Origin of the sequence: Aggregatibacter kilianii (assembly GCF_003130255.1) — a bacterium.
In the GTDB taxonomy this organism is placed as follows: domain Bacteria; phylum Pseudomonadota; class Gammaproteobacteria; order Enterobacterales; family Pasteurellaceae; genus Aggregatibacter; species Aggregatibacter kilianii.
On record NZ_NRCN01000001.1, the window covers coordinates 264,928 to 289,442 of the forward strand.

The following is a 24,515-nucleotide window of genomic DNA, read 5'->3' on the forward strand; positions in this document are numbered from 1 at the left end:
CAACTTAACGCTGCCTTTGATTTCAGGAGATGGAGATAATTAAGCGACTTGTGGTGCGTAATCAACAAGTAAATAGTGTTTAGCAATATCTAAGAATTTTGCCGTTTGTTCGCGTTCCCATTGCGCATCTTTGTTCAATTCTTTTGCCATGATATTCGCGACTTTTGCGGCACTATCAATAGCTGCTCGCGCGTCTAAGAACAACAAGCGAACACGGCGGGCTAACACATCTTCCACTGATTCAGCCATTTCTTCACGCACGGCCCAAACCACCTCAGCGACCGTATTCGGATGACGAGGATGAATCTTCGCGGCAAATTCCGGATTTTCGGTTTCTAATGCTTTAATTGCCGGAATATCAGATCCGTAAATATAAAGGTGATTTTTTAGATCCACCTGCTCTGCCGGGATTTTGCCGTGAATAGCCAAATTAGTTGTCATGCAAGCTTTTTTCACTAATTGCGAATGCGCTTTCAAGGCTTCGTCAACTGTATCTTCGGACATTTGACGATAAGTCGTCCATTTACCGCCGGTAATTGTGACCAAACCACTATCACTTACGACAACTTTATGGCTACGGGAAACTTCTTTAGTGCTTTGACCGGCTTTTTCCGGCGCCGCTAACGGACGAAGACCGGCAAAAATACTCAACACATCATCGCTCGTCGGTTTTTTCGTTAAATATTGACCGGCAGTATCCAAAATGAACTGAATTTCTTGCTCTAAGGCAATCGGCTCATAAGACGGTTCTTTAACTAAAGTATCCGTTGTACCCACTACCAGTCTTTCATGCCATGGCACGGCAAACAACACACGACCATCGGAGGTTTTTGGAATCATTAATGCATCATCACTTGGCAAGAAAGATTTATCCAAAACAAGGTGAACCCCTTGGCTTGGTACCACGAATTTTTTATCGGTGCCGTGATCCATGGATAGAATATCGTTCATAAACACACCGGTAGCATTAATCACCGCTGTACCTTGTACGCTGTATTGTTCGCCACTTAATTCGTCAGTAAATTTAACGCCGTTAACTTTGCCTTGCTGATCTTTAAGCAATTCGGTTACTTTCGCATAATTCAACACAGTGCCGCCTTGTTCTACCACAGTTTGCGCAATATTAATTGCTAAACGGGAATCATCAAACTGACCATCTTTATATACGACCCCGTTTTTCAAACCAGTGCCATTTAACGTAGGCAAACGTTCCATTGTGGTGTCTTTATTAATCGCAATCGTTTTACCCAAACTTAAATCGGCGGATAAATAATCATATAAACCTAAACCAATGCGGTATTTCACACTATCTACAAAATTATAATTAGGAATAATAAAGTTTTGATTTTTAAATAAATGTGAAGCGTTTTTTGACAAACGACCACGTTCACGTAAGGCTTCTTTTACTAAAGCAACATCACCGGCGGCCAAATAACGAACCCCCCCGTGTACTAATTTTGTACTACGACTTGATGTACCTTTAGCAAAGTCATACCCTTCCAACAAAAGTGTTTTATAGCCACGTGAAGCCGCGTCCAACGCAATACCCAAACCACTGGCACCACCGCCGATAACAATAAAATCCCATTTTTCAGTATTTTTAACTTTTTCAAGTTCTGTATTTCTTTGCATTTTCCACCTCGAAGATTGAAGTTAAATTTGGTTACTTTTAAAACTAAATGCTCGTTTATGCTCATAGTACCACATTAAACGAAAATAAAGGAAACAAAAGCTCTCATAAGTTTTCGATATTGTGATCCTGATCACGCTTAACGTAAAGTTATAAGCAAACGTTTGCTGAAACGATAAAATATTCTGTGATCACACTCACAATTTGTGAATTTTCCGTTTGCGAGAGGAAATTTTATTCATTAACTTGGCATTCCATTTTGTTATATAGCCTGCTCAATTTTTCCAAAAACAAGTTGTTTGCGAAAGATAATTGCGCGGTAATGAAAACAAAATGCTCACCATGTTCCATTATAGCAAGGAGAAAATATGGCTTTAAGTCAATCATTAAAAGGCGCTTGTATCGCCGAATTTTTAGGTACAGGGTTGCTTATCTTTTTCGGTTGTGGCTGTGTCGCCGCCGCCAAATTAGCCGGAGCAGCATTTGGTTTATGGGAAATCTCCATTGTGTGGGGGATCGGTGTCGCCATGGCGGTATATTGCACTGCCGGCGTATCGGGCGCCCACTTAAATCCTGCTGTCACTCTTGCGTTATGGAAATTCGCCTGTTTTGACGGTAAAAAAGTACTCCCTTATATCATCTCGCAAATTGCCGGTGCGTTTGTCGCCGCGGCACTAATCTATTTGCTTTACCAAGATCTTTTTGCTGCAACGGAAGCCGCACAAAATATCGTACGCGGTGAAACCGTTGGTGTTGCCAATGTTTTCTCAACCTATCCTCATCCAAATATTAGTATTTATAAAGCCTTTTTGGTAGAAATGGTGATTACCGCGATTTTAATGGGATTGATCCTAGCCCTAACTGATGATGGAAATGGCGTACCTAAAGGACCAATGGCACCATTATTAATCGGCTTGCTTATTGCCGTAATCGGTGGTGCAACCGGTCCATTAACCGGATTTGCTATGAACCCGGCGCGTGATTTCGGCCCTAAATTATTGGCCTATTTCGCAGGTTGGGGAGAGATTGCACTTACCGGCGGACGAGATATTCCTTATTTCCTTGTGCCTTTAATTGCACCAATGATTGGTGGTTTACTCGGTGCTTGGGGCTACCAACGCTTTATCGGCAAACATTTGCCATGTAATTGTTCCAATTCATAATTTTTTCATATCGTAAGGAGATTCACATGACCCAAGAATACATTATCGCTCTCGACCAAGGTACCACAAGCTCCCGTGCGGTTTTATTAGATAAAAATGCCAACATCATCGAAGTGGCGCAACGCGAATTCACCCAAATTTACCCGCAAGCCGGTTGGGTTGAACATAACCCAATGGAGATTTGGGCCAGCCAAAGCTCTACGTTAAATGAAGTCGTTGCTAAAGCAGGCATTACCTCCGATAAAATTGCCGCTATCGGGATTACTAACCAACGTGAAACAACCATCGTATGGGAAAAAGAAACGGGTAAACCGATTTATAACGCTATCGTTTGGCAATGTCGTCGTACTGCCGATATTTGTACCCAATTAAAAGCTGATGGACACGAAAGCTATATTCGTAAAACCACCGGACTCGTGGTTGACCCTTACTTTTCGGGGACAAAAATTAAATGGATTTTGGATCACGTAGAAGGCGCCAGAGAACGTGCTGAAAAAGGCGAATTATTATTCGGCACCGTGGATACATGGTTAGTTTGGAAACTCACCCAAGGTCGTGCCCATGTCACCGACTACACCAACGCATCCCGTACTATGCTATTTAATATCCATACCAAACAATGGGATGACAAAATGCTTGAGTTGTTGGATATTCCAAAAGCTATGTTGCCGAAAGTATGTAACTCCTCCGAAATTTACGGACAAACCAACATTGGGGGTAAAGGCGGTGTACGGATTCCGGTAGCAGGTATTGCCGGTGACCAACAAGCGGCACTTTATGGTCATTTATGCGTAGATGCCGGCATGGCGAAAAACACCTACGGTACCGGTTGCTTTATGTTGATGAACACGGGTGACAGAGCTGTCGAATCTAAAAACGGATTGCTCACCACCATCGCATGTAATGCCAAAGGCCAACCTTGCTATGCCTTAGAGGGTTCCATTTTTATGGGCGGCGCCTCTATCCAATGGTTGCGTGACGAATTACGTTTAATCCACGACAGCGCCGATTCCGAATATTTCGCCACTAAAGTGCAAGATACCAATGGCGTGTATGTCGTTCCTGCCTTTACAGGCTTAGGCGCACCATATTGGGATCCGTATGCACGCGGTGCGATTGTCGGCTTATCCCGTGGTGTCAACCGCAACCACATCGTTCGCGCAACGCTGGAAGCCATCGCCTACCAAACCCGTGAAGTGTTAGATTCGATGCAATCGGACAGTGGCGAAAAACTAGCGACTTTACGAGTAGACGGTGGTGCCGTTGCGAATAACTTCTTAATGCAATTCCAAGCAGATATTCTTGATGTGAAAGTAGAACGACCAAAAGTGCGCGAAGTTACTGCACTAGGCGCCGCCTATTTGGCAGGACTTGCTGTAGGATTCTGGAAGGATTTGGAAGAATTGCGTGGCAAGGCTATTGTTGAACGGACATTTGAACCGAAACAAACAGCGGAAAAACGCACCGCACTTTATCAAGGTTGGAAAAAAGCGGTTCAGCGTGCATTGGCGTGGGAAGAGGAATAAAAAATTTAACCTTCCTACACCTTTTATATATGGGCGAGAGATTTTCCTCTCGCCTTATTTATATGGAAGAAAGCGAAAATAGCATTTAGCGATTTCCGAGATAAAAAACACGTTGAAAACCGACCGCACTTTTAACTCAAAAACTCCAATCCGAACTGATACAACTGATTTTTCTTATAGCCGTAAAGCTCCGCTACAATGGCCGCCGCTTTCTTCAATGGCAATTCTTGACTAATCAATTCAAGGGCTTTTACCGCTTGCGGGGAGATTTCTTCGCTGTTGTCTTCTTTTGTATCGCCTTCAACAATAACGACCATTTCTCCTTTAGTACGATTCGGATCTTGTGCCAACCAAGCGATTAAATCGGCTAATTTGTCGCCATGGATCGTTTCCCATGTTTTGGTAATTTCACGCGCCAGCACCACATAACGCTCAGCGCCAAACACAGTTTGCATATCCGCAAGGCTATCTAAAATACGATGGGTAGATTCATAGAAAATCAAAGTGCGGTCTTCTTTTGCCACGTTTTTTAATCTATCTAAGCGGGCTTTACTTTTTGCCGACAAGAACCCTTCAAAACAAAAACGATCGGAAGCTATGCCGGAAGCGCATAATGCCGTAATCGCCGCACAGGCCCCCGGCAACGGCACAACCTGAATTCCTGCCTGACGACATTGACGCACCACATGAAATCCGGGATCGCTGATTAATGGCGTACCGGCATCGGAAATCAACGCAATATTGACGCCTTGTAAGAGTTTTTCTACCAACGCGCCGGCTTTTTGCTGTTCATTATGATCATGCAAGGCAAAAAACGGTTTTTTAATGCCGTAATGACTTAATAATAAACCGCTGTGACGGGTGTCTTCTGCGGCAATGAGATCAACTTGCTGAAAGGTCTCCAATGCCCGTTGGGTAATGTCCAGCAAATTGCCGATAGGCGTTGCGACGATATATAAAATTCCGTTTGAATTGCTCATTTACGATTTCTTTTTATTTGATTTTAGTTAGGGAGATAAGTAAGATCGCTCCTATTGTTTCAACCAATGGAGTAATTATGTCTATTCTATTACAACGCATTAATTTAAAAAATCGATTAATGCCTTTTTTATTCACGCTGTTTTTAGCCGGCTGTACTACCAACTTTTTTGGTAGTAGTTTCACCGATGAACTAAAAAAAGACGCGTACGCCAGTTCTGAATTTTATATGAATAAAATTGGGCAAACACAAAATATTGAAGACCAACAAACCTATAAACTTTTAGCCGCCCGCGTATTAGTCTCCGAAAATAAAGTGGCACAAGCCCAGTCCTTATTAAATGAATTAACTGAATTAAATCCGGAGCAATTATTAGATAAATCCCTTATTGATGCGCACATTGCGGCAGTGAAAGGGAAAAACCAAGAAGCGGAAAATTTATTGCGCTCCATTAATTTAACCCAATTAAGCGCTTCCCAAGTAGGTCGTTATTATGCCGTTCAAGCCCGTGTAGCAGAAAATAAAAATGCGATTATTGATGCCGTAAAAGCTCGCATTCAAATGGATCAAGTACTCACCGACGTACAACGAAAACAAGAAAATAACGACCGCACTTGGGCGTTATTACGTCGTGCAAATCGTGGTTTGTTAAACAATACATCGGATGAAGGTAATTTGGCGTTAGCAGGTTGGTTGGCATTATCCCGCGCCTATAACGACAACTTAAATCAACCGGCACAATTAAGCCAAGCATTACAAAATTGGAAATCGTCTTATCCGAATCACTCTGCAGCCTACCTGTTCCCAACCGAATTACAAGGCTTATTTAATTTCCAACAAACATCCCTTTCTCAAGTGGCATTACTTTTACCATTAAGCGGCAACGGTCAGATTTTGGGTAACACCATCAAATCCGGTTTCGATGCGGCCAAAGGTGATAACACCTCCATTCAAGTTCAGGTTTACGACACTGTCACCACCCCGGTGAATGAGATTATCGAACAAGCCAAACAAGCAGGGGTTCGCGCGCTTATCGGTCCATTATTGAAACAAAACGTTGACAACGTATTAAGCAATCCGTCCGCAATTCAAGGCATTGATGTACTCGCCTTAAATTCCACACCAAATGCCCGTGCTATCGGTCAAGTTTGCTACTACGGTTTATCTCCTGAAGATGAAGCGGAATCAGCGGCGAACAAAATGTGGAAAGACGGCATCCGCGATCCGATGGTTGCAGTTCCGCAAGGTGACTTAGGTCAACGCACCGCCACCGCATTTAACATTCGTTGGCAACAACTTGCCGGTACCGACGCTAACATTAAATATTACCACCAAGCCGGTGATGTGGGCGTAGCATTGCAAGGTCAGAATGTACAAGGCCTTTACATTGTGGCAAAAAGTGAAGAATTGGCCGATGTAAAATCCGTCATTGATAATAGCGGCAATAACGTTAAATTGTATGCCAGCTCCCGTAGCAACTCATCCAACAACGGGCCGGAATACCGCTTGTTAATGAACGGCTTGCAATTTAGTGACATCCCGTTCTTCAAAGACACGGATTCCGCGCAATATCAAAAAATCTCAACCAATACTAACAGCGACTACTCTTTAATGCGTTTATACGCCATGGGTGCCGACGCTTGGTTGTTAATCAATCACTTCAATGAACTGCGCCAAGTGCCCGGTTATCAAATTGACGGTTTAACCGGTAAATTAAGCGCAGGCCCGAACTGCAACATCGAACGTGATATGACTTGGTTCCAATACCAAAATGGTGGCATTCAGGTATTAAACTAAGTTGAACTCATGTTCTCTCTAAAACGTCAACAAGGGGCGAGATTTGAACACAAAGCTCGCCTCTTTTTAGAATCTCAAGGCTTAACTTTTATCGCAGCCAATCAAACTTTCAAATGTGGTGAACTGGATCTGATTATGTTGGATCAAGGCACCATTGTGTTTGTGGAAGTCCGCCAGCGTAAAAATGATCATTTCGGTTCCGCCGTCGAAAGTGTGGATTGGAAAAAACAACAACGTTGGCTGGATGCAGCCGCCCTTTGGTTGGCACAGCGGGAACAAAGTTTAGAAGATACGGATTGCCGTTTCGATTTAATCGCTTTCGGCAAAACGGAACAAGATATTCAATGGTTTCCTAATTTTCTTGATTAATCACTATGCTAAATAAACTCAATGACTTATATGAGGAAAATATCAAAACTCATATTTACGCCAAAAGCCTGTTAAGCGCACAAATTGTCGAAGCAGCACAACGCATGATTAGCTGTCTATTACAAGGCAATAAAGTGATTGTCTGTGGAGACGGACGTTCTTATATTAATGCTCAATGTTTAGTCGCGAATTTATTAAATCGCTACGAATTAAAACGTCCCAGCTTTCCTTCCGTATTGTTGAGCTTAGATAGTGCGGTCGGTTCCACCTTCATTTCTGACAACTGCCCGGAAAAGTTATATCAACACCAATTTAATGCCCTTGCTCAAAAAGGCGATATGCTGGTGGCACTTGCGCCGTTAGGCAATGAAAATAATGTATTAAATATCATCACCCATGCGGTGAACAAAGAGATTAATGTCATTGTCTTAACGGGTAACAGTAACGATCATATTCAAGGTATTTTGGCGGAAAAGGATTTACACATTGCCGTGCCGAGTGCTAAGGAAAGTCGACTACTGGAAAATCACTTGTTTATCATTAATAGCATTTGCGAACTCATTGATTTTCAATTATTTTCGCATTCATAACTTGACAAAAACAAACAATCCAAGCCACACTAGCGCCCGATTGTCAAACATAAAGGAGATGACTATGTTAACAAGCCCATTCAAGAAACTTGTGTTCGTATTAGGTAGTGCCATGTTACTGCAAGGTTGCGTTGCAGCCGCTATCGGTGGTGCTGCCGTTGCAGGCGCCACCAAAGTCGCCACCGACCCACGTTCAATGGGAACCCAACTTGATGATGAAACCTTGGAATCCAAAGTAAATTCTGCCATCAAAAAAGATCAACAAATCAAATCTGAAGCCCGCATTAGCGTCACGTCTTACAGCGGTCGCATTTTATTAACCGGTCAAGTACCAAATGAGAATTTGCGTGAAGTGGCGAGTAGCTTAGCCAAAGGTGTACAAAATGTGAACGATGTTTACAATGAAGTACGCGTCGGACCAAAAGTCGATTTTGCTCAAATCAGCAAAGACAGTTGGATCACCAGCCAAATTAAATCCAAAATGTTATTAGACTCCAAAGTAAAAACCAGCGATGTAAAAGTCGTCACTGAAAATAATGAAGTGTTCTTAATGGGAAATGTCACCCAAGACCAAGGCAATGCCGCTGCAGAAATCGCGCGTAACGTGGCCGGCGTAACGAAAGTAATCAAAGTGTTCAATTATTTGAACTAATCACATCAGCTTAAACATAAGGGCGGATCAATATATCCGCCCTTTCTTATAAAAACGTTCTAAAAAACGACCGCACTTTGGTTCTTCCAAGCAAAGCACGGTCGTTTTTTTTGAAATGTTTCGTAGAGACTCCGCCACCCAGCCAAACTGTGAGCCAAATCACAATTTGGCAATTTCTTAATAAAGTTTATTGAACTTATCGCCAACTAGCGTAATGATATCGTCAATTATGCAAATAATAACCATTATTAATATCATGGAGGAATATATGGCGACTAAAAGCAAATTATCACTACTCATCTGCCCGATCGCATTGTTGGTTCACCAATCACTTTACGCCGAAGAACAAACCACGGAAAAATTAGACACCATTGTTGTCAGCGGTCAAGCGGAACAAAAAGCGCAACAAGGCAAAGATGAGGTGTTTCTTAAAGATCAAGTCACTGAATATAAAAGCAAAAAAGAAATTGAAACTTATAAAGGGCATTCCGTGGGGGAATTGTTTAACGGAATTAATGGTGTGTATAGCAGTGATGCCCGTAATGCCGGGGCGTTAACGCCGAATATTCGTGGTATTCAGGGGCAAGGCAGAATTCCCGTGATTACCGATAACACCGAGCAGGAAGTTACGGTTTGGCGAGGTTATGCCGGGGTGCAAAATCGTAACTATATTGATCCCTTTTTAATCAGCAGTATTAGTGCAGAAAAAGGGCCTGCCTTAGGGAGAGATCTAAGTAACGGCGTGGGCGGAACCATCAGAATGACCACATTGGAACCGAGCGACATTGTTAAACCGGGACAAAAATTCGGTTTTGAATTTAAAGCAGAAACCGCCAATAATTCGGTAAATAAGCGCCCTCATCCTTATGAGGTTGGGGTTGATTCCCGTACATTACCTGATTACGGCAAAACCCAATTAGGTGAATGGGCAATGTATTTTCGCCCAGGTGATGAGCGTTATAAACCGAGAACGCATGGTCGCAACAAATTCTTCAAAGACAAGGCATATCGGATTGCCGGTGCAGTAAAAGAAGATAACTATGAGTTTCTTGCCGCCTATGCTTATCGAAGTAAAGGCAATTATTTTGCCGGTAGAAAGGGGGCGGATAAATATGGAGCGAATTTAACTAAAAAGGAAATAGATCAAATAACTAGTGATAGTGGTTATGCTAATCAGTTACAAGATCCTTTTGTTCCTTGGATTGGGTTTATTTACCCTCCGGCAACAGAAATTCCAAATACCTCTATGGAAACCAAATCTACTTTATTAAAAGGTAGCATTAAATTACCGCATAATCAAAAAATCAGCACGGGTTTTCGCCAATCTAATATTGTCTATGGCGAAATTATGCCTTCTCGTTTAGAGCCAATATTAGAGCATGCCGGAACGATTTTAGAATGGCCGGAAGCGGAGGTAAAACAAAAAGCGTTTAGTCTTGGATATGATTTTAATCCTGAGAATAATAAGTGGATCAATTTTAATGCCAATGCCTATTATGTAGAAAATAAAGCCCGTACTAATACGGGATATGGCTCACCCGGTGATATTTTGTTTCAAGATCCGATCTTTAACGAAGAATATGGGAAGGCTCGTAGTGAATATATTCAAGCATCAATGTATGGCTCTGCGGCAGATTATGGCATGACCGAAGAACAGTTTGCTCAGTATCTCGTTCAACTAAAACGTCAAGCGGACGAAGCTTTCAGTAAGATTAAATTGACGACACCAAATATCGACGGGCTACTTAATACTATGCCGGCACAAGCACAGTGGACCACAGATAAACACTGGGGGATAAATGCTAGCAATAAATTTGAACTTACACCTAAACTATCTTTGACTGTGATGGCAAATTATAAACGAGAAAATCTGCATTCTTATAATGTCTTTAAACTCTGGGAAGATTATCGCCATTTACTAGGCAGAAAACCTTATGACATGGCATTAAATAGTATTGCGGATAATGCCGATGCCAATCGCTGGGGAAAGCGTAATGAATTTAACACCGGTTTTAAATTTGATTATCAACCGTTAGATTGGCTACTACTTTCTGCCGGTGCACGTTATACCCACTATAAATCAGTGGATAAAGGATTGCAGTATCGTTTGCGGAACGCTAATCGGGAAGATACGCGGATCAGAGAGTATCAGATTAAGGTTGAACGTCTTGCTACGCAGGAAGAGTTGGATAAATATTATCAACTCCAAACGACAATGATTTATGATGATCAAGGGCAAGGTAAATTACCGGCAAGTACAACATTGGAAGATAAAGAGTTTTATCGAAAAATGGAGTATGCAAGTAGCGGATATATCTTACAAGATCCCATTGCGTGGCAACCTGATGAATTCGGACGCTATTCTTTAAGAAATTATCCCTACTATGATGGACGTGCTTATCAATATAACGACAAATTAACTCAAACCGGAACAAATCTTATTACAGAAGAAACTGATGTGCCGGTTTATAAGATTGACGACTCGTTACGTAGAGTAATTAGAACAGTTACGGCAGAAGAATGGGCACGCCTGAAAAAAGCCGAACGTACCGCTCATGCTTGGGCGCCATCTTTTGGTATCACCGTTTTCCCAACGGAAAATACCCGATTCTATGTGCGATATGATGAAGTGAAACGGATGCCGAGTATCTATGAAGATACTTCGGGTTATGCCAGTATGGAACTCTTCCTACTCACAGAGCGTAAGCCGGAACACAGCAAAAATATTGAAGTCGGTTATATTCATGATTTACACGGATTCCTCCCAAGTTCACGACGCGCAGATATTAAGTTGAATTATTTCCATAATGTGACCCGTAATGTGTATGACCGCGATATTTTCTATCGCATCACACAGTTTGATAAACGCACCTTATCCGGCGTTGAACTGCAAGCCCGTTATGATCAAGGGCGTTTCTTCGCCGATCTTGCATTGACCTATAATATTAAAAATAAATTCTGTGATGCGGCAACAGCATTAATTGAAACAGGTAGTAATAGTGAGATTATCGTTAACGATTCACCGGCTTATCCAACTTGTGTCAATGGTGGCAATTATGGCGGCTTTTTAAAAAATACTATCGCTCCGAAATATTCTATTACGGGTAACTTAGGTTTACGGTTCTTTGATGAGCGTTTGCAAATCGGCACCCGTCTACAGTATCACTCCAATGTAAAAGAATCCCGTTTACGCTCCTTAAAAGAAGCCGGTTTTAGCGAGCTGGGTAATGAACGTCGTTGGCACCCAGTTTTTGTGGTAGATGCCTATGCAAGCTATGCGTTTAACGACAATTTATCTGTCGAGTTGGTCGGTAGCAATATTACTGACCGCTATTATCTCGACCCAATGGCTCGCTCCTCTATGCCGGCACCGGGTAGAACCATTAAATTAGGATTAACGGCAAGCTTTTAATTAAATGATAAGAATTATCATTTGTATTAAATAAGCCTTTAGTCTATAGTTAATCTGTCGTTAATAAGATGTTATGCGACAAAAGGTAGTAGTTCGTTTTTAATCAATTTTATAAAAGGAATAGTCTATGAGTATTTTAACTAAAACTACAATTGCTGTTGCTGTATTCTCTATGATTGGAGCTGCAGGTGCTGCAACTATAGGTGGAGTAAGTCGTTCAAATGCCGATCCACAAAATAATGGGAAATACAATCAAGCGATAAAGCATGTAGAAATTGGTACGACAGATAATAAAGCAGGGATTAATATTGCACAAACGGGTCTTAAAGGTGTAAATAATAAAGTTCAAACATTTAATAAGATTTCTTCCATGAATGGAAAATGGTTTGCTTCTAAAGATGTAATCACCAAGGACAGTAATCAAGTCTATGTAGCTCGTATGTATAATTTTTCTAAAGTTATTGCTTTAATACCTGGCGTTCCTGAACACCGAGATCTCGGCAGAATGTCCTTCAAACAAGTAGGCAATCAAGATGTTTGGTTCGGTGACTGGGAAGATGTACCACGTAATAGTAAAAATGCAGCTGCACAATCCTCTAAATACACAGTCTACTATGCAGGTTCTAACCCTACAACTGCCGCACAATTACCAAAATCCGGACAAGCCACTTACACTGTGGTCGGTATCAACAAACATCGTGATCCGAACACTGCCGTGTTGAAAGGTGAAATGAAAGCTGATTTTGGTGCTAAGACTTTGAACGGCACGATTACCAGAACCGACTTATCCGTTATAGTGAACTCCAAAATCAATGCTGACGCGTCATTTAATGGTACGGCAAAAGCCAATAATAGCGTGAACGGTATCTCAAAAGGTCACTTTTACGGCAACCAAGCTGCCGCTTTAGCCGGTATTGCGGACTTTGGTGCACATAACCAATACAACACAGCCTTTGGCGGTACGAAAAAATAAGGATAGCTATTTATGAATAGTGACTCGAATTAGCCCTTTTCATCTGTCGGTGGAAAGGGCTTTTAATTTATACATTACGGAGAGATTATGCGTTATCAATTAGCATTATTATTGGGTTTGAGTATCAACAGTGTCTTGTGGGCTGCGGAGGTTGATACGGATGTGAAATTGCGTCAACAGGCAGAGTTACAGCGCCAGCAACAGGAGCAACAAATTGTTAACGACGATAATTTCTTCAGCGGGCAACAACAAGAAGAACAATTTGAAATTAATACCTTTGCAGATCTAACACTCGCGTTGCTTACATCGATTAATAACAAGGATACGCAGGTAATTCAGCAACTGCTAGAATTCTACCGTATTCAACCACAGGCAGAAGAAGGGATGATCTTATTCGCCGAAGCCAATATCGATCTCAATCAGAATCGCTGGACGCAAGCCATCGACAAGTATAAAAAACTCGTGGAAAACGAACCGCACTTTTCACGTGGTAAGCTGGATTTAGCACGTCTTTATTTTGCCGATTATCAATTGAAAAACTCTCGTCGCTTATTTGCCGAAATCGACTTGCCTGATAATCCGAATGTGATGGAAAAAGTAAAAACCTATCAAGCAGAGTTGGATAACCGTGAAATTTGGCATGGTTCTTTTGCATTAGGTTTTGGCTATACACGCAACCTCAATCAGACTTCCCGTAAAAAAGTTGAATTAACCGTTTCTGATCCGCTGTTTGGTTTTGAATATCAGTACACCCGTGAAGCGCAGCCAATGCGCTCTGCCGCGAGTTTAAAATATGAAGCGACGTTGGACAAATATCACAATCTCATTGGTCATCACGGTTTAAGTTTCAAAGCGTCCGGATACGGTGATATTTATCGTAATAACTCTACTGATACCGAGCATAATTTCTCACTTGGTCTGGGCTACGGCTACCGTGATCGACATCACAACTTAAGCTTATTACCCGTGTTTGAAAGTGTTCATTATGGTAATCATTTATATCTCACGCGAAAAGGAGCTCGTTTAGAATATGCTTTCAATAACTTAGAACGGCTGTATTCTATGGTGACTCTAGAGTATAAAAATGAGCGTTATAAAGACAAGAAATTTAACCATTACGATGGGCAACTCTTTTCATTGTTTGGAACACAAGTATTTGCACTTAGTAATAAGGTCACTTTATTTGGTGGAGTAAATTATTCACGCAAAGGCGGCACAGCATTAGACGCAAACAAATATCAACGCTATGGAGTTTATATCGGTACTGATTTAAGCAGTGATATGGGCGTAGATCTCAATGTATCTGCCAATTTACGCCAAACCCACTATCGTGGTTATGATTCTTTGCTTAATGCAAAGCGTAAGGATAATGAACAAATTTACAATATCTCCTTAAAGATTCCACACTGGGAATTCTGGGGTTTTGTACCAAGTGTTAATTATAAACACACAAAAGTTCGTAGTAATGTGGATTGGTTATATTCCTATAACAAAAATGAAACCTACTTCAAACTTGAGAAGTTTTTCTAAACCTTATAAGGTGATTAATTTGTTAAATTAATATTAATTTAAGAATGTACTCTATATGGACATTTTCCTCTTTCTTTGAGGATAAAACCATCTAAAAAAAATCGACCGCACTTTGGTTCTTCCGATCAAAGTGCGGTCGATTTTTTTGAAATGTTTCGTAGAGATTCCGCCACCCAGCCAAACCGTGAGCTAAATCACAATTTGGCAATTTCTTAATAAAGTTTATTGAACTTATCACCAACTCGCGTAATTATACCTCCAATCACGCAAATAATAATCATTATTAATATGATAGAGGAATATATGGCGACTAAAAGCAAATTATCACTACTCATCTGCCCGATCGCATTGTTGGTTCACCAATCACTTTACGCCGAAGAACAAACCACGGAAAAATTAGACACCATTGTTGTCAGCGGTCAAGCGGAACAAAAAGCGCAACAAGGCAAAGATGAGGTGTTTCTTAAAGATCAAGTCACTGAATATAAAAGCAAAAAAGAAATTGAAATTTATAAAGGGCATTCCGTGGGGGAATTATTTAATGGGATTAATGGCGTATATAGTGGTGATACCCGTAATAGTGGCGCCTTAGATCCGAATATTCGCGGCGTTTCGGGACAAGGAAGGATTCCGGTTATTATCGATGGCACGGAGCAATCAATTACCGTTTGGCGGGGATTTGCGGGAATACAGAATCGTAACTATATTGACCCGTTTTTAATTAGCAGCATTAGTGTAGAAAAAGGGCCTGCGTTAACATCGGATTTGCACAATGGAACCGGCGGTGCGGTGAAAATGAAAACGTTAGAAGTTGATGATATTGTAAAACCGGGCGAAAAATTTGGCTTTGAACTTAAAACAGAAACCGCCAATAATTCCATTAAACGCCGCCCTCACCCCTTCCCAATAGGCGTGGACTATCGCACTTTACCAAATGCTGGTGAGGTTCAACTGGGCGATTATGCTATATATTTCCGTGATAATGAAGGTTTACCTCCACGTTCTCATGGGCGTAATCACTTTTTTAACGACAATGCCTATCGTTTTGCAGCAGCGGTGAAAGAAGACAAATTTGATTTTTTGGCAGCTTACGCTTACCGCAATAAAGGTAATTATTTCTCTGGTAAAAAAGGGGCGGAGAAATATGGTAGATATGTTACTTGGAAAGATGTTGAAAAAATGAATCTTGATAAGTTAGATGACCCATATATTCCAATTATCGGTGCTATATATAAGCCCGGAGATGAAATGCCGAATACTTCCATTGAAACTAAATCCTATTTGTTTAAGACCTCAATTAAGCCTACCCCGACACAAAAATTTAATTTGGGTTATCGACAAAGTGAAATTAACTACGGGGAAATTATGCCCTCACGTTTGGGAAAACAAAGAAATCTCTTGGGACAGTATTAGAATGGCCATTATCGGAAGTAAAACAAAAAGCGGTAAATTTTGATTACGAATATAATCCGGAAGATAACCGTTGGATTAACTTAAAGGTTGGTGCTTGGGCAGTGTTTAATAAAGGTGTGACGAATACCTCTAACGGCTCGCCGGGAGATGTATTATTTGGTGACACCGCTTTTGATATGGCTTGGGGGCAATGGCATAAAGCAAATACAGAATATGAAGGTGCATTAACCCGCTCTTCATTTGCGGAATGGCGTGAAAATCCTTATACAAATAATATATTAAACAAAGAAGAAAATGAAAGATACTTAAATGGACAAATGTCTGAAGCCGAATTTATATCTAAAATGGAAGCTCGTCGTACTGAAATTATAAATAAATTAAAAGATGTGGTTCCTGAGTTAAAAAAACAAATTAAACAGACCGTGCCTAATATCAATGGTATTTTTAATACGGTACCGGCGCAAGCACAATTTTCTAAAGATAAACACTGGGGAATTAATTTTAGTAATCGTCTAACTATTACTCCTAAACTTAATTTGACTATAATGACTAACTATAAACGAGAAACGTTGGATTCCACTAGCATATTTCCAATCTGGGATGATTATAAATATTTAACTAATAATCCTGATTCAGGTTACCGTGAAGTTTCCAATTTTTCCTCAGAGTATAATGGACGTCGTTACGGTAACCGCAATGAATTCAACGCTGGTTTTAGGTTTGATTATCAGGCTACCGATTGGTTGTTATTATCTGCTGGTGCCCGTTATACACATTATAAATCTAAAGATAATACACTAAGTATGCAAACAGCCAATACGGATAGAAAAAATATTAGACTTAGTCAAGGTAAGCGTTTCACGATGGGACGTCTTGCTACAAAAGCAGAAAGAGACTTTTTTACTTCTATTCCTGAGATGATTGAAGATCCTAACGGTGGCGGGATACTTAACGTTGATGAACATTGGGAGGCCTACTACAATCTTTCTGAAGAAGAACAAGCCAGATATGATTTAATGACGAGAACGGAAGATAATGAAATTAGAGTCAAGGATGTAATTATTGATTGGCGACGGGAACCCGGAAGAGAAGGGTTACCTATTGAGAAATTACCGTATTATGACGGACGAATCAGTTCTGAAATGTTAAATCGAAAGGTTATCTCCGAAATAAGTGGTAAAGACGTATATTATTATTCACTACCGGGAGTCACCGAGCTTGACCAAGAGGCCATTTCTGAAGAAGAGTATCAAGAAATGCTTAAAGCTGAACGCAAAGATCATGCATGGGCGCCTTCTTTTGGTGCAACTATCTTTATCACACCCAACAGCCGTGTTTATGTACGTTATGATGAAGTTAAACGGATGCCAAGTATCTATGAAGATACTATTGGTTACTCTAATGTGACTGTGAGACCAATATATCGACACAAACCCGAACATAGCAAAAACTGGGAGATAGGTTATGTGCATGATTTGCGTGGCATCTTCCCAAGATTGCGTGCCGCTGATGTAAAATTAAATTATTTCCATAATGTGACCCGCAATATTTTTGATCGCTCTTCGGACTATACCATTTCCCAATTTGATAAACGCATTTTATCCGGACTTGAATTACAAACCCGCTATGATTTTGGGCGTATTTTTGCCGATCTTGGTGTGGTATATAACATTAAAAATAAATTCTGTGATCGTTACAGTGCGGTAATGGATTATGGTGTGTTTACTGTTGATCCGGATACCCGCAGTTTTAGAACTCACCCAACTTGTGTCAACGGGGGTAACAAAAATGGTTTTTTGAAGAATACTATTGCACCGAAATATTCTATTACGGCAAATTTCGGTATGCGTTTCTTTGATGAAAAACTGGAAATCGGTGCCCGTTGGCAATATCACAGCAGAGTAAAAAACAGTTATATGCGCTCATTACGTAAAGCAGGATTTTATGAGTATGGTAGTAATGAAGTGCGTTGGCAACCGGTATCCGTATTTGATGCGTATATCAATTACAAAGTGAATAGCAACCTGTCCTTAGAAATTGTCGGCACAAACTTAACCGACCGTTATTATTTGGATCCGCTTGCTCGTTCCTCCATGCCTGCACCGGGTAGAACCATTAAGTTAGGGTTAACGGCTAGTTTTTAATAAATTAAAACTCCCAAAAATGTAACCGCACTTTGATCTGTTTTCTGCTTTTGAGACTAGATCAAAGTGCGGTCATAAAAAACAACGTTTTTTAAACGCTGGCTTTGCAAATGCGAGGGGTGGAATAAATCACGCAAGTGATTTATGAATAATTTTTGGGGCTGTACTAGATAACTAGACCAGAATCTCTTTAACCAATTGTTTTAGAATGGAAATTTGAGATTTTATTTCACTATTGTTAAGGCGCCATTTGCATTCCTTCAAATACAGCTCAAAATGCGCTTTGGGAATGCCATTAAACTTGTGCAAATGACGTTTTGCTTGGTTCCAAAAATTCTCAATTCCGTTTATATGGTTATGATTTTCAGCAAAATGCGTACTGTGATTGATGCGGAAATGACTAAATTCGCTGACATCAAGCACATCATAACTACGGTAAGTGTCAGTGTAAACAATGCTGTCAGGCTTAACTTTCTCACGAATAATTGGCAATAGTGTTGCTGATTGAGCATTTGGTACAACTACGGTATAAACTTTACCATTTCTCTTGAGAAGTCCGAATACCGCGACTTTGCCTGCTGCGCCACGACCACGCTTACCTTTGCGAATACCGCCGAAATAGCTTTCATCGGCTTCAATTTCTCCTTCAAACATTTCCAAATGCAGGCTTGTTTGATAAATGAGTAAACGTAATCGGTGAAAGTAATAAGCGGCTGTATTTTTGTTTACATTTACCAACTCACTTGCTGTTCTAGCCGTAACACCTGCGACAAACAGTTCAATGAGTTTATTTTGTTTATGCTGACTTAAGCGACTTTTTCTCATTTAAGCATTCTAATCTAAATGAAAGATTTAGTCGTTATCTAGTACAGCCCCTAATTTTTTTCCACATTTTTCGGGGCATGAAAGGACGTCCAAATAACAAAAGAAGTTTTCTATTCATCTTCCTGCTTATGTGATTTTTTCAGCATTTCCTCTTCATTTAGTTTTAACAGGCGGGAAATCGCATTGCGGTAAGAAATTTCTAAGGATTCCCGACTGGTAGCGGCAACCCCTTGATCGACCAGGAATCCGTCGTTTACATCATAAACCCAACCGTGCAGCGATAATTTTTTACCGTTTTTCCATGCGTTTTTCACAATGGAGGTGCGCCCTAAATTATATACCTGCTCCGCCACATTTAACTTAGTCAACATATCGGCACGGCGTTCCGGCGAAAGGTTACCAAGTAAGTGGCTGTGTTTGAACCAAATATCCCGAATATGCAATAACCAGTTATTAATTAAGCCTAAATCATTATCGCTCATGGCGGCGTGAATACCGCCACAGTTGGTATGGCCACAAATAATAATATGTTCAATATTCAATACATCCACAGCATATTGCACTACGGATAAGCAGTTAAAATCCGTGTGAATCACCTGATTAGCCACATTACGATGGACAAATAATTCCCCCGGCCCTAAATTCGTCAACTTTTCTGCCGGCACGCGACTATCCGAGCAACCGATCCATAAATAATGTGGCTGTTGATGCTCTGCCAGTTCCTGAAAGTAAGTGGAATTTTCCTCTTTCATTTGCATTGCCCACTTGTAATTGTTGGCAAACAGCGCTTCGATTCTTTTCATCGCTAATCCTTTTCCTACAAAAATCAAAAGGTGCTCAGTATAGCCCAATTGTTTTTTCGATAAAATTTCTTTTTATAATTACCTCTTCTTTCTATTCATGCTTTAATCGTTATAGTTAAGTTCATGAAAAAATTTTTGTAAGAAATATGAATCAACTGCGTCTAATAAACATAAAGAAGTCGGCGTTCCATTATTCTAAGATTATGAAGGAGTTATCATGAAGAAATCAAAATTAGTCTTGATTTTGACCGCACTTTTATCCTGTGCGGCAATCCCGACAAGGGTTATGGCAGAAAATCGCATTCAATCAACCATGGAGAAAAACAACATGTCCGAAGCAACAAAAGATATTCACGAAATTTATTTGGCCGGTGGCTGTTTCTGGGGTATTGAAGCTTATATGGAGCGCATTTACGGCGTAGAAGATGCCGTATCCGGCTATGCCAACGGCAAAAACAATGCGACCAGTTACCAAATGATTAGCATTACGGATCATGCGGAAACGGTAAAGGTGACGTATGACCGCAATAAAATTTCGTTAGATAAGTTACTGAAATATTATTTTCAAGTTATTGATCCGACCAGTGTAAACAAACAAGGCAACGATCGCGGCAGACAATATCGTACCGGTATTTATTATCAGGATACGGCGGATAAGGCACTGATAGACAAAGAAATTGCCGCACTGCAAGAAAAATACAAAAATAAAATTCAAATTGAAGTGGAACCGTTACGCAATTATGTCTTGGCGGAGGATTACCATCAGGATTATTTAAAGAAAAATCCAAACGGCTATTGCCACATCGATTTGGAACAAGCCAATAACGTCATCATTGATGAGAAAGATTACCCAAAACCAAGCGATGCGGAACTCAAAGCAAAATTAACACCGTTACAATATAGCGTGACGCAAAACAAAAATACCGAACATTCTTTCAGCAATGAATATTGGGATAACTTCAAACCGGGTATTTATGTGGATATAACCACCGGCGAACCGCTGTTCTCCTCTAAAGATAAATTTGAGTCCGGTTGCGGTTGGCCAAGTTTCACTAAACCGATTGCAAAAGAGGTAGTGACTTATCAGGAAGATCACAGCTTTAATATGCTCAGAACGGAAGTCATTAGCCGTAGCGGAAAAGCCCATTTAGGTCATGTATTTGACGATGGCCCGAAAGATAAAGGCGGTTTACGCTATTGCATTAACAGCGCCTCCATCAAATTCATTCCATTGGAAGACATGGCAAAAGAAAACTATGGCTATCTGAGCAATGCAGTAAAGGAGTAAAGGATGTTTGATCAGCAGTTATTGATTGGCACAGTTTTCCTTGCAGGTCTTGCCTCCTTTTTGTCACCTTGTATCTTCCCCATTATTCCTATTTATTTTGGCATTTTGGCGAAAGGTGGCAGAAAAATTCTGAATACTTTTTTGTTCATTGCTGGCTTATCCTTAACCTTTGTGAGCCTTGGATTTAGCTTCGGTTTTCTAGGCAATTTGTTCTTTAATGATAACGTCAGAATCATTGCCGGCATTATCGTCATTATTTTAGGGATTCACCAATTAGGCATTATCAAGTTGAATTTCTTAGAAAGAACCAAAGTGGTAGAAGTGAAAACCGAAGGTAAAAGTGCCTCCTTTGAAGCCTTTTTCCTCGGATTGACATTTAGTCTTGGCTGGACACCTTGTATTGGACCGATTTTAGCATCCGTACTGGCATTGTCCGGAGACGAAGGTTCTGCCCTCTATGGCGCTTCTATGATGTTGGTTTATGTATTAGGTTTGGCAACGCCGTTCGTGCTCTTCTCTTTATTCTCACAAGAGCTACTAAAACGCACCAAAGCGCTCAACAAACACTTAGGCAAATTCAAAATTATCGGTGGTTTACTCATTATCGTCATGGGCATTTTACTCATCACCAATAATTTACAATAAAAGGAAATATCAACTATGAAAAAAATCATTGCATTATTATTAATGGCATTCAGCGTAAATAGCTTTGCCGAAGGAGAAAACTCATTGAAAGACGTTCAATTTAAAGACTTAAATAATAACGTGGTAACACTCGATCAAGTGACAACTAAAGGCAAACCTGTTTACGTCAAAATGTGGGCGTCTTGGTGTCCGATTTGTCTTGCCGGTTTGGCGGAAATTAACGAACTCAGTGCCGATCAAAGCAAAAACTTTGACGTTATCACGATCGTTTCTCCGGAAGCCAAAGGCGAAAAAGAAACCCAAGATTTCATTGAGTGGTACAAAGGGTTGGATTACAAAAACATCATTGTATTATTAGATGAAAAAGGCGAAACCCTCAAACGTGCCAAAGTGCGGGGCTACCCTTCCAGCGTATTGCTTGATGCAGATTTAAATATCCTAAAAACTGTCCCCGGGCATTTAGGTACGGCACAAATTAAGCAGTTGGCAGGGAATTGATAAACTGAAATAAAAAAGTGCGGTGAATTTCTACCGCACTTTTTTGTTTTCTTGCTACTGCAAATTGCATTAAGGCTGATTAAACCACGCCACATAATCAAACTGATCGTAATACTTCGCCCCATTCCAACCGGAAAAGGCAAACAAATCCCCCACGTGAGTTTCTTGTTCAAACCCCTTGATATAAAAAGCAGATGCCAATTCAGGGTAAGGCTTATTGGTAAACACGACTTTATTTTTAAACGGCAGATTATCAAAATCGACAAGATCCTCATAAGGCACGCCAGCAGGCTCGTCTCTATCCGTCATGATAATAAACAGGTTATCCAAATTCACCCGTTTTAAACGGTTTTCCCATTTTTCTTGAGCATCTCGCGCACTGTCATAATGCATAAAATGGATCAAAATATCCCCTAATTTTCCGACAGGATAAGGCTTATTTGTCGGCTCGAAAACTAACGTTTGCTGATCATAATGCGCCATATTTTGCAAATAACGAATAAAATCCCGCGGTTTCATATATAAATTCACAAAGGGTGAATTAAAAGGCTCATCTAAATCATGCAACATAAATGCGCCAACGCAATTGGCGGAAATCACTGACATATTGTGGTTGGTTAAGCGATTTTTTAATTCTTGATTAATGGATTTTCTGTGAAATTTATTTACTGCTCTTTTGATTTTTGAAAATAAAGTCATAATTTACTCCGAGTTTAGTAACAGGATATAGGTGAATTTACCCGCTCTATACCTTAATACCCTTTTTGGTACACCAATTCCGCCAATTTGACGCCTAACAAGGCAATGTCAAAACGTTGCTCGTCCGCCACCAACCAGAATTGCACGCCATTTTCTACCGCAGTTAACCCACCGATATGTAATTTGGCAGATTCACCCGCTTCCGCTTCGCCGTTGGTTACTGGAGTGAATAATTGGGTTTCATTGAAATCCACCAATTCATTACCCTGCCATGCACTAATTTGTGATTGCATATCCAACTCATAGTCGGATAACAATGTCACTGTTTGCGCCATGCCATAAAACACCGGCACTTGCACTTGATGGAAAATCACATTTGGCAATTGCGGGAAGATTTTTTCCACTTGCGCCGCCAAATTTACGGTGTGTTTTGTAGATGGAAACACATCAAAAGCCAAGCGCTGCTGTTCTTCGTCGAGCGGAATGCCGTTTAACAATTGTGCCGTTTGACCGGCAAGTTTTGAGACGGTTTCGCTATCAATATAAGAGGCCGGTAATAATGATGTGACTAACACTTGTGATAAGTTTGCTTCACGTGCTAATTGTGACACGGAGAAAATGAATTGCGTTACTTGCGGATCAGGTAATGAGACAATGTTACGTTGTAGTGAAAGCAACTGTTCGTTGTTAACACTTGGCACAATCACCGGCACATCATTTAACGTGGCGCATACGCCTTTCAAGTCAATGACCATACAACCTGCGCTAGCGGCTTTGGCAATGTGTGTAGCATGAGTTAACTCGCCGGCGAAAAAAACGTAATCGAAATCCGACCATTCGGTTTCATCTAAACTGAGTTGTGCTACGCTTTTATTGTTAAAACGAATGCCTTGTTCTTCGGCGAAAGGGAAAAGCTCGACAACGGATAATTTTTCAATTTCTAAACAACTCTGCTCTAATGCTTCTGCCAATTTCTCACATAAATCGAATTCGGCTACCAGGGCGACATTTAATCTTGTACTCATTTTTCTCTCCGCAGTAAAATAAACGCGCTACATTTTACTGAATTATCACAAGGAAATACAATGACGCCGGCAATTGATTTACTCAAAAAGCAAAAAGTCTCTTTCACATTACATCACTACGATCACGACCCTGACAATACTCACTTTGGCGACGAGGCCGCCGAAAAATTAGGTATAAACCCTGACCAATCCTTCAAAACTTTATTGGTCGCCGAAAACGGCGATCAGAAAAAACTTGCTTGTTTCGTGTTGCCGACCAGCCATATGTTAAGCTTAAAAAAAGCCGCCAAAGCCTTAGGTGTGAAAAAAGTGGAAATGGCAGATAAAGATGCCGCACAGAAAAGCACGGGTTATTTGGTCGGTGGCATCAGTCCGCTAGGCCAAAAGAAACGTGTCGCCACCGTCATTGAACAATCCGCCCTCAATTTTGAGAAGATTTTCGTTTCCGGCGGCAAACGCGGGTTAAGCGTGGAAATCGCCCCGCAGGACTTGGCAAAAATATTGAATGCGCAGTTTATCGATATTGTGGATGACGTGTAGGAATATCCGCAGAA

21 protein-coding genes are annotated in these 24,515 nt (G+C 40.7%); 15 read left to right on the forward strand and 6 right to left on the reverse strand.

Features of this window, described 5'->3' with window-relative positions; all coding sequences use genetic code 11:
* Window positions 1-39: 39 nt before the first annotated feature.
* Entirely contained in the window at window positions 40-1,632 is a 1,593-nt protein-coding gene (locus tag DK428_RS01130) for a glycerol-3-phosphate dehydrogenase/oxidase (RefSeq protein WP_109064119.1), read from the reverse strand.
* 366 nt (window positions 1,633-1,998) lie between these two features.
* Here DK428_RS01130 and DK428_RS01135 point away from each other — a divergent pair, with 366 nt between their 5' ends.
* Both DK428_RS01135 and glpK read left to right on the forward strand, forming a co-directional pair.
* On the forward strand, window positions 1,999-2,793 hold the full coding sequence (locus DK428_RS01135) for an MIP/aquaporin family protein (RefSeq protein ID WP_109064120.1): 795 nt from the start codon (window positions 1,999-2,001) through the stop codon (window positions 2,791-2,793).
* A gap of 26 nt (window positions 2,794-2,819) precedes the next feature.
* Window positions 2,820-4,319 (forward strand): glycerol kinase GlpK, encoded by a 1,500-nt coding sequence (gene glpK / locus DK428_RS01140; RefSeq protein WP_109064121.1) that lies wholly within the window; start codon window positions 2,820-2,822, stop codon window positions 4,317-4,319.
* Window positions 4,320-4,450: 131 nt separating this feature from the next.
* Here glpK and rsmI read toward each other — a convergent pair whose 3' ends face one another.
* Window positions 4,451-5,299: a 16S rRNA (cytidine(1402)-2'-O)-methyltransferase gene (gene rsmI, locus DK428_RS01145; protein WP_109064122.1), complete on the reverse strand. Its 849-nt coding sequence runs from the start codon at window positions 5,297-5,299 to the stop codon at window positions 4,451-4,453.
* A 77-nt stretch (window positions 5,300-5,376) separates the two neighbouring features.
* On the opposite strand from rsmI, the gene DK428_RS01150 reads away from it, so the two are divergent.
* From DK428_RS01150 to DK428_RS11565, 9 genes are all read left to right on the forward strand, one after another.
* On the forward strand, window positions 5,377-7,095 hold the full coding sequence (locus DK428_RS01150) for a penicillin-binding protein activator (protein ID WP_109064123.1): 1,719 nt from the start codon (window positions 5,377-5,379) through the stop codon (window positions 7,093-7,095).
* A 9-nt stretch (window positions 7,096-7,104) separates the two neighbouring features.
* A complete protein-coding gene (locus tag DK428_RS01155) occupies window positions 7,105-7,464 on the forward strand; it encodes a YraN family protein (protein WP_109064124.1) in 360 nt (119 codons plus the stop codon).
* A 5-nt stretch (window positions 7,465-7,469) separates the two neighbouring features.
* Window positions 7,470-8,054, forward strand: coding sequence for a D-sedoheptulose-7-phosphate isomerase (locus DK428_RS01160; RefSeq protein WP_109064125.1), 585 nt, complete (start codon window positions 7,470-7,472; stop codon window positions 8,052-8,054).
* Between the two features lie 64 nt (window positions 8,055-8,118).
* On the forward strand, window positions 8,119-8,706 hold the full coding sequence (dolP, locus tag DK428_RS01165) for a division/outer membrane stress-associated lipid-binding lipoprotein (protein WP_109064126.1): 588 nt from the start codon (window positions 8,119-8,121) through the stop codon (window positions 8,704-8,706).
* Window positions 8,707-8,974: 268 nt separating this feature from the next.
* The gene (locus DK428_RS01170) at window positions 8,975-12,118 is read left to right on the forward strand and encodes a TonB-dependent receptor domain-containing protein (protein ID WP_239493772.1); all 3,144 of its coding nucleotides are present in this window, start codon (window positions 8,975-8,977) and stop codon (window positions 12,116-12,118) included.
* A gap of 127 nt (window positions 12,119-12,245) precedes the next feature.
* Window positions 12,246-13,091: a Slam-dependent surface lipoprotein gene (locus DK428_RS01175; RefSeq protein ID WP_109064127.1), complete on the forward strand. Its 846-nt coding sequence runs from the start codon at window positions 12,246-12,248 to the stop codon at window positions 13,089-13,091.
* 87 nt (window positions 13,092-13,178) lie between these two features.
* Complete coding sequence (locus DK428_RS01180) at window positions 13,179-14,621, forward strand: surface lipoprotein assembly modifier (protein WP_109064128.1); 1,443 nt, start codon at window positions 13,179-13,181, stop codon at window positions 14,619-14,621.
* Between the two features lie 303 nt (window positions 14,622-14,924).
* A complete protein-coding gene (locus DK428_RS11560; RefSeq protein WP_157952194.1) occupies window positions 14,925-16,034 on the forward strand; it encodes a TonB-dependent receptor plug domain-containing protein in 1,110 nt (369 codons plus the stop codon).
* Window positions 16,035-16,135: 101 nt separating this feature from the next.
* A complete protein-coding gene (locus tag DK428_RS11565) occupies window positions 16,136-18,178 on the forward strand; it encodes a TonB-dependent receptor domain-containing protein (RefSeq protein ID WP_109090002.1) in 2,043 nt (680 codons plus the stop codon).
* Window positions 18,179-18,352: 174 nt separating this feature from the next.
* On the opposite strand, the gene DK428_RS01190 is transcribed toward DK428_RS11565, so the two are convergent.
* Both DK428_RS01190 and can read right to left on the reverse strand, forming a co-directional pair.
* On the reverse strand, window positions 18,353-19,003 hold the full coding sequence (locus DK428_RS01190) for an IS1595 family transposase (protein WP_109092115.1): 651 nt from the start codon (window positions 19,001-19,003) through the stop codon (window positions 18,353-18,355).
* A 110-nt stretch (window positions 19,004-19,113) separates the two neighbouring features.
* Window positions 19,114-19,806, reverse strand: coding sequence for a carbonate dehydratase (gene can / locus DK428_RS01195; RefSeq protein ID WP_109063690.1), 693 nt, complete (start codon window positions 19,804-19,806; stop codon window positions 19,114-19,116).
* A gap of 217 nt (window positions 19,807-20,023) precedes the next feature.
* On the opposite strand from can, the gene msrB reads away from it, so the two are divergent.
* Genes msrB through DK428_RS01210 form a run of 3 tightly spaced genes read left to right on the forward strand, consistent with a single transcriptional unit; the run spans window position 20,024 to window position 22,237 of the window.
* Window positions 20,024-21,094, forward strand: a complete 1,071-nt coding sequence (gene msrB, locus DK428_RS01200; RefSeq protein ID WP_109063691.1) for a peptide-methionine (R)-S-oxide reductase MsrB — start codon at window positions 20,024-20,026, stop codon at window positions 21,092-21,094.
* A 3-nt stretch (window positions 21,095-21,097) separates the two neighbouring features.
* Window positions 21,098-21,739: a cytochrome c biogenesis protein CcdA gene (locus DK428_RS01205; protein WP_005700394.1), complete on the forward strand. Its 642-nt coding sequence runs from the start codon at window positions 21,098-21,100 to the stop codon at window positions 21,737-21,739.
* Window positions 21,740-21,754: 15 nt separating this feature from the next.
* Window positions 21,755-22,237 carry a redoxin family protein gene (locus DK428_RS01210; RefSeq protein WP_109063692.1) on the forward strand — a complete coding sequence of 161 codons (483 nt, stop codon included), beginning with the start codon at window positions 21,755-21,757 and terminating at the stop codon, window positions 22,235-22,237.
* A 69-nt stretch (window positions 22,238-22,306) separates the two neighbouring features.
* Here the strand turns inward: DK428_RS01210 and DK428_RS01215 are convergent, their stop codons facing one another.
* Window positions 22,307-22,936 carry a DUF1919 domain-containing protein gene (locus DK428_RS01215; protein ID WP_109063693.1) on the reverse strand — a complete coding sequence of 210 codons (630 nt, stop codon included), beginning with the start codon at window positions 22,934-22,936 and terminating at the stop codon, window positions 22,307-22,309.
* 53 nt (window positions 22,937-22,989) lie between these two features.
* Window positions 22,990-23,961 carry an oxidoreductase gene (locus DK428_RS01220; RefSeq protein ID WP_109063694.1) on the reverse strand — a complete coding sequence of 324 codons (972 nt, stop codon included), beginning with the start codon at window positions 23,959-23,961 and terminating at the stop codon, window positions 22,990-22,992.
* A gap of 60 nt (window positions 23,962-24,021) precedes the next feature.
* Between DK428_RS01220 and ybaK the strand changes: the two genes are divergently transcribed.
* Window positions 24,022-24,501 carry a Cys-tRNA(Pro) deacylase gene (ybaK, locus tag DK428_RS01225; RefSeq protein ID WP_109063695.1) on the forward strand — a complete coding sequence of 160 codons (480 nt, stop codon included), beginning with the start codon at window positions 24,022-24,024 and terminating at the stop codon, window positions 24,499-24,501.
* Window positions 24,502-24,515 lie beyond the last annotated feature (14 nt).